Annotated in this window: 6 protein-coding genes; 1 reads left to right on the plus strand and 5 read right to left on the minus strand. The window is 54.6% G+C overall.

Going from position 1 to position 11,353, the window contains the following annotated elements; translation table 11 throughout:
- Positions 1-9: 9 nt before the first annotated feature.
- From pglZ to HOC_RS17380, 5 genes are read right to left on the minus strand one after another with little or no spacing between them, the layout of a single operon-like run.
- The gene (gene pglZ / locus HOC_RS17360) at positions 10-2,514 is read right to left on the minus strand and encodes a BREX-1 system phosphatase PglZ type A (RefSeq protein WP_035540922.1); all 2,505 of its coding nucleotides are present in this window, start codon (positions 2,512-2,514) and stop codon (positions 10-12) included.
- A gap of 2 nt (positions 2,515-2,516) precedes the next feature.
- Positions 2,517-6,020, minus strand: coding sequence for a BREX-1 system adenine-specific DNA-methyltransferase PglX (gene pglX / locus HOC_RS17365; RefSeq protein WP_035540924.1), 3,504 nt, complete (start codon positions 6,018-6,020; stop codon positions 2,517-2,519).
- Complete coding sequence (brxC, locus tag HOC_RS17370; protein ID WP_035540926.1) at positions 6,021-9,494, minus strand: BREX system P-loop protein BrxC; 3,474 nt, start codon at positions 9,492-9,494, stop codon at positions 6,021-6,023.
- Between the two features lie 5 nt (positions 9,495-9,499).
- Positions 9,500-10,114: a DUF1788 domain-containing protein gene (locus HOC_RS17375; RefSeq protein ID WP_035540927.1), complete on the minus strand. Its 615-nt coding sequence runs from the start codon at positions 10,112-10,114 to the stop codon at positions 9,500-9,502.
- A complete protein-coding gene (locus HOC_RS17380) occupies positions 10,111-10,728 on the minus strand; it encodes a DUF1819 family protein (RefSeq protein WP_035540930.1) in 618 nt (205 codons plus the stop codon). Before HOC_RS17380 ends, HOC_RS17375 begins: the two co-directional genes overlap by 4 nt.
- A gap of 396 nt (positions 10,729-11,124) precedes the next feature.
- Here HOC_RS17380 and HOC_RS17385 point away from each other — a divergent pair.
- Positions 11,125-11,353 (plus strand): antirestriction protein ArdA (locus tag HOC_RS17385; protein ID WP_035540932.1); only part of this gene is annotated, 229 nt, incomplete at its 3' end.

The raw sequence follows: 11,353 nt of genomic DNA on the forward strand, positions 1-11,353 counted from the left end.
TGTGGGCTCCTAAAAGTCAAAGTCGCGGCTGATGCGTGGACGCAGCGAATAGGTGACCGCCCTATAATCTTTAAATGTTTGCGTTTTGCCATGCCGTTCCTGAAGTTTCAGGTAAACGTCTTGTCCATTGAAGGCATCGGCCTCACGAGACAGAAGCAATTGTACAGTTTGCTCCCGCTCCCTCGTGTCATTGGATGTGCTGTCGAACGTGAGCTGGTGACGCTCGGAAATGAGCGTTCCGTCGGACGCATAGAGGCCAATAAACAGGTCTCTTGGGACGCATTTGTCCGTGACTGCGGTCGATTGGAACAGTTTTACCGCAATCTGATTGGACGTAATTGCGGCACTCTTGCTTGAGTGTATCTCAACCTCAGCGCTAACAATGTCCGTCTTGCGCGACTTCCGTATTCGCAGAACCGGTATGACGACCTCTTGCAAGCTCGCTCCGCCATGCACGAACCGACTTCCGGATCCCTGCCGCCTGAGCCGGTTAATTGATTTGGGGATCAAGACTTCCATCTCGCCGGAAAGCCCCAACTGTTTAGATGAAAATTTCTTGAACCCCGGACTGTCCGAGAGGTCGCGCCCCAGAACAAATCGCCGGTTTCGGAAAATCACATTCTTGCCATCCGCCTGGTCGAGCAGGAAACTACTCTCTTCAATTTCTCTTTGCTGAAACAGGAAACCGTGATCGGAAGTGACAAGGATGGAGGAGGCGTTCGCGGACGTGAGTTTGCGAACCATTTCTACCAGTTCCTGAATCGCGTCCTCTGCTGCATCAAACGTCCGTTCCTCTGTTCCAGGTTTATCGCCGATCGCGTCGATCTGATTGTGGTAAATGTAGACGACATCATTTTCTCGTGTGATTTCCCGGGCGTCGTCTTTGGTCATATTCAGAAGTTCATCGGCCTTCATGACGTGAACACGCGCGTCGCCTTCGTGCTTCGCTAGGATTTTCTCTCTGTTCACAGTGCCTTGTGTGCTGAGGCCACCCTCAAGGATCTCCCCAGTTTCTTTTTCCGCAAAGCTTAAATCCTCGTTCGGCAGCAGGGCCGCCATTCCAAGCTGCGTATAACTAGGAAGCGCCGAGAGGGCAGGAGTGAGCTGCGCGTCGAAACGGTCGTTTCCGCGAATTCGACGCGCGAGTTCTTCGCCAACCTCGTATCGCAGCGCGTCAGAGATGATCACGATTGCCTTTTGATCCTTCCGCCGGAAGGCGCCCACCTCCTTGTTATAAAAGTCCATTTGATTCAAAAGTTCGGAGGAGCGCCAGGTCTCCACGCCATCGACGCAGCGCTGCCAATTGTCATTGAGGGCGGTCAAAAACTTGTTGGTGTAGAAATTCTCAACGACGTCCATAAGCCGGGCAGGACGATCGAGCTCTTTGATCTGCCGCGCATGAAAGACATGCTTGCGATAGGTCTGATCGATTTGGAACCAGACCCCCGCATAGTTTTGAAGGCCTTGATCAAAGGAATCGACATGCAAGTCGGCTTCGGCGACCAGCTGAAAGAGTTTCGCGGCAAACTGGATGGAGAGGTAGACGTGCTCGAATCGGTCGAACCAGTGCGCATGGCGACGCGAATCAATGATCTCCTTGACCTCATTGAAGTTCATGGTGTGGTTGGCGACTTCTCCCGCCAGGCTGGCGACCAGATGCAAATCAATCGCTTCGAACGCGTCGGCCCCGCCCATATGTCGAAAATCGAGCGTTTTGACCTTTTCCGCCACCGACAGGACTGCGGAGAATTTCTCTGACAAGGTCTCGAAGTCGTCCGCACAGTGGCGATTCTTCTTCCAGCGATTAAAGAAGACAAGTGCGTCATCTGATAATGTCCCGGATCTACCAGCTGTCCGCTCAAATGAAGTCTTGAATAGTTCGAGCGCAAAGTCCTCGAGATCAGGGTCGGTGCTGCCGTATCCAAACGCACGGTCGATTGTCCTCCAGAACACATCCAGCAACTGACTGCGCTCCAGCAGCTTGAGAGACTCGTCTCGTTCCGAAGCAAGATCGGCCAACAATTGCTCAACTGCCTCATCGAACGATCGCTCAGCCCCGCACGCGACACAGATCATCTTTGTGAGAACGACACCCGGGTCTTCTTCCCGCTTGAGCATCGCTGCAAGTGCCGTCACGCGTTTGCCAGAGCGGAAAAACTCCTGATGCGCTTCGATGAGGTCCCGAAACTTCGGTCCGAGACCTAGCTCGCCGAGCCACATGCTGATTTGGTCTGCCTGAAAGAGGCCGCTCGCCATCTGGACATCAAATAGCCAATTGTCCGTTGGTTTTTCCGGCTCAGGACCGTTCTTGAAAATCAAAAACTTCTGATCGGGCTCTTCTCGAAGGATGCGATACTTCAGTCCGAACTCGTTGTTCTCGATCACGACCTTCTCGACACCAGCCAATTCCACAGAGTCGAAAGCACCTTGCATCTCGCTCTTGGCATCATACCAAAAGACAATGCGATGCTTGTCGAACTGGGCTTCAAGCCCTTTGGCGATACGCTGATCCATACCTAGTCGCTAAGCCCCTTAATGGGGGCAAGTGCGGTGCCGAATTTGGGATAGTTCGTTTTGACGCCATCGTCGAGATCGATGGTCAGTTTCGCCTCGGCCAGCGGGAACAAGACATCGCGCTCATACGTCTCCAGTTCGCGAAGGATCTTGTTGACCCGGTCCTTCTCCTTCAAGGCTTTCGTCTTCTCGCCCGCACTGGCCTCGCCGCTCACTTCGACTGCCTCTTGTTCTCGGAAATGAGCCTGCAGCTTAAAGCGGAAGTCACGCAGATAGTCATTGAGAATGACGCTCACCGTGTCGGGTTGGTAGCGGTGCATATAGATCAGCACATTGAAGCTGCCGCTCGGGCTGGAGAACATCCAGTAGAGTGGGCGCTTCTTGTAGCGCTTGACGTGATCGGCGTAGAAATCCTTGGTGAAATACTTGCGGATGTCCTTGCCTAAGGCTTCTTCGACAAAGGCGAGGTTTTCCTGGAATTTCTCTTCGCCAAAGGTCTTGCGCAGGAACAGGCGGAAGCGTTCGGTGATGTCGTCCGGGAACCAGTCGCCGTCGAGCACGGGGATGACGTTGTCCTCGTCCGGCATGAAGCTCGGCTCGGGCACGCGGGCGAGGTAGTCGGCCAGCGTTTCGCCCTGATTGGCGAGGATCAGGCCGGGGGTGTCGAGGCTGTAGCGCCCGAACATGCAGCCCACGGCGTAGGAGAGGAACTCGGCCATGGTGTCGGCGCGCAGGCGGGTCTCGTTCGCTGCGGCGGCGTTCTTGATGCCATAGCGATAGGCGGGGTTGCAGGTGAGGGTGATCTCGTTCAGCGGCACCTCGGGTGTCAGTTCGTCTTGCAGACCGTAAGCGTCGATGAAGATGCGGTTGTTCTCTTCTTCAAGGCGCTGCATTTCGTCCGTCATGCCCTGCCAATGGGTGCGGAGGGTGGTGTAGGTGGCCTCCAGTGTATCGGCCCGGTGATCGGGTTGGAGCAGGGGGAGCGTGGTGAAATCCCAGGAGGTTTCGTAGGCGTCCCAGTCGGAGCGGGCGAGTGCAATCGCTTTCAGCGCGTGGTCTCTAACTTCCGGAAAATCTTTGGGGACAGGGATTTTGGCAATGTCGCCTTTGTTGAAAGACAAGGTTTGGCTGATGTAGGATAGGAAATGCTGCGAAGTGGCGCTGCACGCCAGCGCAGCTAAATGAATTGCCGTCAGTTCATCAGATGGAAAGCCCGATTGACCAGTATCGTCGAAAATACATCCAACAGGCATGTAGCGTGGTGAGAACTTTCCAGAGCTAATTTTGCTCCAAGTAAATCCCTCTTTGAAGTAATATTCCCGACTTCGCGGACTGGCCTTCAGGCGCCCGTCTGGATCCGCAAATGTGCAGATTTCATTTCCGTCGCCCTCCCAGTTTACGACGGTTTCGAGATTGCCATACCACTTTCTAAAGTCCCCACCGCTGCTACATGGAAACCACTTACAGCCAGTCTCCTGTGCTTCTTCACGCGTCTTCGAACCTGCGGACATGCGTTGCTGTGAAATTTCCGTCCAGTTCCTTTGAAAGATTGTGTTATCGCCGGTGGTTAAACCAGCACGACAATTGGCGATGCTCTCGATTTTTTCGAGGTCCCCGAAGCAATCGAGTAGTTCCTCTGTCGCCGAGTAGACGATTGGCTCACCTGGAATCTTCCGGAAATCAGAAGCTTTGGACCGATAAAACCATCCGCAACTATTGTTCTTGATTGCCTCCAGCGTTTTCGGGCTTTGGTTAGACGCGCCACGAAAGTCAGAGAGGCGAATGTATCCCCCACGAAAATCTGGCCGATTTCTGTTTTCCACTGTGAAGGTGCAAATTGGCACTGTTGCGCCGTCAAATCCAGAATACTCCAGTTGAACAAGGCTGGTGATCGTCTTTTCTTTCAGCAGGAACGTGCGAAGTTTCTCGTAGGTAGAGATAAACATCCAGACAAATGGGGTCATGAAACCCAACTGACCTTTCGGAAGAGCCAACTGCGTGTTCCGAACCATAAAGGCCGAGAACAGGTCTGACTTCACATCGCCGAATGTATCTTTGAGAAAGTTCCCAAGCTTCCCGTTCATCCCCTTGCCGCCCATATACGGCGGGTTGGCCACCACCACATGATACTTCGGCGACAGCGCCTCGGCCATGCGCAGCACTGCCACGACGCGCTCTTGAACCTCCTTCAGCAGCAGGTCGCCGCCGAAATCCCGCGTCTCGACCACCCGCAGCGTCTCGGCCGGGTCGCGCAGCTTCGGCACGATCAGCGATCCGAAGTTCTTGGCCTGCTCGAACTGCCCCAGCGTCTCGCGCAACTCATCCGTGAACAGATCCTTTCCCACCACGGCGGCCACGTCCTGCATCTCAGCGGGGGTAAAGCTCACGTTCTGCAACACGCAGATGTCGGGCTTTGCCTCCATCCGCAGGAACCGCCGCCGCCCCAGCTTCGCCGCCGCCTTCATCGCCAGCGCAAAGGCCGCCAGCGCCCCGGCGCGGTCGTCGATCTCCACCCCCGTCAGGTTGTGCTGCAGGATCAGCGCGGGGATCCTGTCGGCCTCATACCCCTCTTCCTCGTAGATCGCGTGGAGAAGGTCGAAGGCATAGGTCAGCATGTGCCCCGACCCGCAGGCCGGATCGCAGACCTTGATCTCCTCCGGCTTACCGATCTTCAGGAAATCCGTCTCGGGCTCCTCCGGCGCGATGTAGTAGTCCATCCGCTCGGCCAGTTTCGATCCCGGCCGGTTCAGCAGCCAGAGCCGCCCCAGCGAGTTCTCGACCAGGTAGCGGACGATCCAGTGCGGGGTGAAAAGCTGGGTCGCGGCGGGGATGTTCTCGGCCGTGATCTTCTGGTTCTTCTTCAGCCCCGCGAAGACCTGGTCCTTCTTCTCCGAGATGTAGAACTGGTAGAGCCAGCCGATGATCTCGACGTCCTGACAGGCATCCTCGGTCATCACCGCACGCATGTTGGTGAGAATACTGTCGCTCGACAATAGATCGACCGGCATCAGGAGCTCGGTCCAGTCGGCGATTTTCTCAAACATGAATGGCATCACAACGTGCCACTGATTACACACTGCCACGAGAAGAAGACGATACGCCTCGGCCTCTGGTTCGCGGCTGGGGGCGCTTCGGGTAAGAAGTGCGAGCGCACGCTCACGTACTTTTTGCGGGAGCGCCTCATCGATGTGACCGGCCATGGCATCTGACAGAAGAGCTGGGCGCGTTTGACCTTCATTGGGCGACACGGCGTGGACGGCTGTGTACCCGTTCGCGTCCATGAACATCAGGGCAGACAGCCGGTTGAACCAGATATAGGCTGCGCGCTCGACAACCTGCGCCTCGCTGGAGATTCTGATCTCACGCTCCAGCGCCGAGACGGCCGTTGGAAACTCCCGCCGCTCGGCACTGCCTGCCTCCAGGACTGAGGACATGCGAGCGCCTGCCTGCTCAATCAGTGTTCGACGCGCCCATTGCGCAAATTTCTTCAGTTCCGAAGTATTCATTTATAGGACTATTTTCTTTCCGGATTTGATGGCAACCAACAGACTATCCCGCAGCGCACCAACATATTCATCGACGTCAGCTTCGTTGCTCAGCATGGGCTTGCTCTTCACGGCCAACTTGCTGAGGTTGACCAAGTCGTTTTCAAATTTTCCGGGAGGATCTTCGACGCCAGGTCTGTTCGCCCGGGAGACCAGTACCAGGAGCTTGGCATAATCAGTCTCCCGGAATCGTCGCGGAATATCGCGCGCTTCGGCGACCGTTCGAGCTGCGTGAACGCGCTCAATTGCACGCTGGAATTCTGTCTCGATATGCGCACCTTCTGCGGTGTCGAGGGATTGAAACCCGTCCATACCTTGAATTCCGACTTTCAGCTCGGTCAGCTCCGACGCCGAGGCTGCCTGCGCCTCCTTCAACCTTTGGCCGACACGCGACTTCAGGTCATCAAGGATGGCCTTGAGCGACTGAATGCCGCCCCCGCGGAAGCAGCCTGGATCGGTCAGAACGGACTCAATCTTCCGGGCCAACGCGACCTCCTCTCCTCCGAGGTCGCTGCGTCTTTGATTCAGGAATGTCTCTGCGCTATCGAAGATCTCGCGCTGAGGACTATCGATAAACTTGGCGATAGGATCGAGAACCTGCTCCTTCATATCAAGGAGCTTGTCTGCAGCGTGTTTCAAATCCTTCAGATACCACCCATACGGCTTGCCGACAGCCGCCTGAAGTACAGCAAGCGCATCGGTTACCTGCTGATGAAATGGATAGCCTTGACTGCGAAATTGCAGATGCTCGGTCATCGAATAAAGATCCCTGAAAGCGCTGCCCGCAGCCTCACCTGCCGACTTAGCGTCATTCGTTGACAATGGCTTGCCAAAGAACTCGCCATAGAAGTCCTTAAGCCACCGAATGTCGCTGGCTGAATAGTCTGCCTGAGGCGACAGCAACACCTGCTTCTGGCTGTTTCGGTTTTTCAGGGAGGCCGTGAGACTTGCACCCGACAGCACGTTGGAATCCAAGGTCGCGTCGAGCTTTCCCCGACCAACTAGCATAGCGACCTGGCACAGAATCGCAGCGTACGGCCAACCGTAGGGACCCTTTTCGAAATGCTCGATGACCGCGCTGACTGGTGTGTTAATACCACGCGATTTGTTTGTTTGCGCGAAGTTGAAAACGTCCTGCTCCGCCTCGGTCATTCCAGATACGAGGTCATCGGACTCCGGCACGGCATATTTCGCGATGTCTGCCTCCGAATAGCTTTGGCCTTTCAGAATTTTCAAGCTGACAAACACCTTGTCGATCAGCACCTGGAAACCTTCTTCCAGCCTAGCCTTGGCGTTTGATGTACCAACAGAAACTTCGCTGCCTCGTACGAACAGTCTCGCGTCGCCAACCAACTCATTGGCGCGGGCCGACAAATCACGCCGCCGCCGACGGTTCTGCTCGCCCTTCTCAATAATGATCTTATCCTTTGTCGTGTCGCCAGCGCCGCTCTGATTCTGTTTGATGTACTTTTTTGTGCGCTCATACTGCGACAGGTCTGAGACGAACCGGGCGTCATCGGCGAGCCAAACCACGAGAGCGTCACTCGTCGCGCTCGACGAAAGGATCTCAGCCTCGCTACTATCGCCGGCAGAGAATGGCGTTACCAGCTTGATCTTGAGCTCGCGGTCCAATCCAATCGGCGTGCCATCAATGTTCTTTGCAAATGGATAAGCGTGGCCGCTGATTGCATGCGCAATCTTGCTCTGGCCCAAAATGCCGTCAAACAACAGCTCGTCCAACGCCTTGAGGATCTCCGTTTGGTCTATTTCGACGTTCTTGATTTCCTTCTCAACGTCCTTTTCTTCGTCGGTCAGAAAGTCATAAAATTCGCCTTGTCGCTGCACGTAAGATTGCTGCTCCAACAATGCCAAAGCCTCTTCGACGGACTTACGCAGTTCGGCCGAGTTCTGATCAAAGCGCTCGCGCATCAAGATTGAAATATTGGTTAGGCTTGCCTTGAACTGGTCCACATACTTGACGAGGAACAGCGCCTTCAGAACCCGAACCGCCAGCGCATTACCAAGGTTTCGTTCGCCGAGCTGGATGGAACGCATCGCTTCGGAGGTCAGCGCTGAGCGCAAACCATCAAACATGCGATCAAAGGAAGCAATTTCGCCTACAGACAGGTCGGCGATCTCAACTGCAACTTCCTGGAACACGGCCAGCATTGAACGCTCACCGACCGAACTGTAGCGACCTTGAAATGCTCCGTGGCGGGATAACCCTTTAATGGATTCTTCGAACAAATCGTACTGGTAAGGGACGAAGGGGTAGCTATCAATGAAATGCCCCTCGTCCTTAAATTGAGAGAGACCCACAGACCCATCCGCGAATCGAAACAGTGTGCCGAGATTGTTGACTTCCCGTTGATACAGCGCCCCGATTTCTTTGGCCGCGTCGTCGGTCTTGGCGAGCAATCGCTTCTGAATCACTTCGGCGACATTCTTGCTGTTGAGCGATACCGATAGCGGAAAGCGACCCTTGATTTTTGAGAAATCGTTCTGCTTGTTCGTGGGAAGCTCGCCCAACACTGCCTGCAAGTCCTGCTGAGCGGTAACGATGATCCAGGATCGGCCGCCGCACTTCGTCAAAAGGCTTTCTGCAATCGTTTGAAGATTGGTCATAAGCTTGACGTTGTCTGCGACGTATTGGCCGACTTCATCGACGAAAAAGTTTAACCTGAATCCAGGCTCCTGCTCATCAATGTAGGCTTTGACCTGGTTAGCGAAACCTTCGATTGAAAGTTGGTAATCAGCGCGATACTTTCCAAGTATGTCACCAGGTACATCCTGATCGCCAGTAATTGTGGCAAAAGCTTTTGAAATATTTGACTGCTCCAGTGCAGCGACTTCGCGGCCGAGATCCCACGACTGCCCAGCAACTTTCTCATATGCATCACGAAATAAGTGCAGCTGATTTCGTCGGTCCAGATCTCTTTCAAACTGAGCGATATGGGCGTGCTTTCCAAAATACCCGCACATCTCGTCGAACACGATCTGAAATACAACGAGAAGAGCGTCGACTTCAGTTTTGGTAACAGTCGGAGCTTTCTGGTCGATGTTGAACAGGATGCTCGTCGAGGGCGTCTTTGAGGCTTTTTGCAATGCGCCCTTGAGCATCGCATCATGATCGCACTTGGTCAGAAGCAAATCCGCTGCAGAAACACCGTCGATGATGCGTCCTTCTAATACCAAAGAGAGAATTTTGAGAAGGTGCGACTTTCCCGATCCAAAAAAGCCCGAAATCCACACGCCCGTGGGGCCAGATGCCGAATTGTAGGCCTCCAGGAACTTGCTCAGGTTCTTCGTGATTTCGTTGGTGAGCACATACTCCTCGATTTCATCGCGAAGATGTCGCTCATCGTCCGCTTTGATGACGCCGTCGATCGGGCGATTGATTGGCTTAGAGAAGACCGTTCGCAAATTGGAACCCATATGCACTAGACCTCGTATTGAAGGATGTTGATTGCGCGGTAAAAGCGATCATCTTGCTTCAGCCCGAATACGTCGAGCGTTGCACCGGATTCTGGCGTGAATGTGTACTCGCCAGGAAAGAACATGACGGTGAGTTGGTTGCTCGCCGCCGACTGCAAATTCGTTAGAAGCGCGTGCGAGCGCACATAAGGAAACACCTCCCCAATGCCGCTAAGCAGCAACACTGCAGGCTTGCATTCCTCCAACTGCTTCACGATTGCCGGAACCAGGTACTTCTTTGGGTCCAGCACCGAATTTAGTGTTTCCAGGAATTGGCTCTTTTCAATCTCAGCCTCTTTTTCCAGAAGTCTGTCCCACAAACCTCGTGTCTCGAGGATGGATTTGCATACATCGTAGATGTTGAGATCCAAGATATCGATCGACTTGGCGAGCAGTCTTCGAACCAGCAAGTCCCGAGCCCGCGTCACTTCTACCTCGAGCCTCGGGTCGTAAGGCAAAATGAAGTAGGGCAAATCATTGGTCAGCCCTTTCTTTGACAGAAATCGCTCACTCAACATGATCTTCAAGAGGCGCTCAAAAATCTCTGGGCTCTCAATTGATTCAGAAATAATGCGGTTCATCCGGCCTTCCGATTTTGTGATGTAATCGCGCCTGGGAACGCAGAAATGTCACTCGGTCGATGACGTTCCAAGAACCGAAGGAAGGTAGCACTCAAGTGCGCGGGTTGGAGTCCACCCGTCTTACTGAAGAAGTCGGCCTCTCTAAGCATGCGGAAAAGGACCTGCCGTAATTTCGAACGGGTTGATTCGTTGAGATTGGCGACTTCAGGATGCCAGGCGGCTTTTCGGTCGAGAAAAGCCTCAAAATCGACAGCTGCCAGATCGTTTCGAAAGGACCTGAGGCGCTCTTCTAGATCTTCTGCGACAAAGTCAGCGATAATCTCATACGTTCGGCAGATCGATTGCCACACGACGCAAATTTGATCTTCTCGGTCGGCGTTGACCAAAAACTCGATTTCTTCGCTTGATAGTGACTTGAGACGGGTCACGATCTCTCTGGCAACCCGCTTTCCGGAACTGATTGCGTTGTAAGAGACAATTTGCCGAGCTACCAACAGCTTCTCCGTTTCGTCCCAGTCGCAACCGCCAAGGACCAATCTGGCGGCGCCGACCGATTCTTGAACAAAAAGACCGCCCGTCGAAAAGGAAAGCCGATATCGGCTGGAATATGCCAAACGCAACTCCCTGGATTTGAATTGTCAACCTTAGGTCTAAACGCGCCCGCGCCCTTACGCCAACTTTTTGGTTATTCGTGTGATAGCTTGCCGGGTGACGCATTGATACCCTTTTGAGCCTGGTCAGCGACTGGCAGCTGTCGAGTTCGCGGGGTATCTGCGGCATGGGCGTGCTTGGCATCCAAAATTAACCCAGAAAGCCGGTCCGGGGCGGACGGCGCGTATGCCACCGCGCGGCCTGCCCGCAAGGGGGGCGGGATTCGAGGATCGTCGGTTTCAGTGAGGCGTCCTACCTGTTCCCCCTTGCAGCCAGTCCTTGTGCGCGCTGGCTGACGCGTCTTCCGCCGCCCCATCCCGTCTTCCCGGGAAAAGCAACAGGGCGGGAAGGAGGATGACATGGAGACCAGCACGACACCCGCACCGACATTGCCTTGCCGGGCAGAACGCCCCCGGATCTATGTGGCATGCCTTGCTGCCTATAATGGCGGCCGGCTGCATGGACGATGGATCAATGCGACCGAGCCGGACGAGGTCTGGAAGGAGGTTCGCGCGATGCTTGCGGCATCGCCTGAGCCCGATGCCGAAGAGCACGCGATTCACGGTGCGACCAGAAAGTCGCATCTGT

The sequence above is a fragment of the Hyphomonas oceanitis SCH89 genome (genome assembly GCF_000685295.1).
In the GTDB taxonomy this organism is placed as follows: Bacteria; Pseudomonadota; Alphaproteobacteria; order Caulobacterales; family Hyphomonadaceae; genus Hyphomonas; species Hyphomonas oceanitis.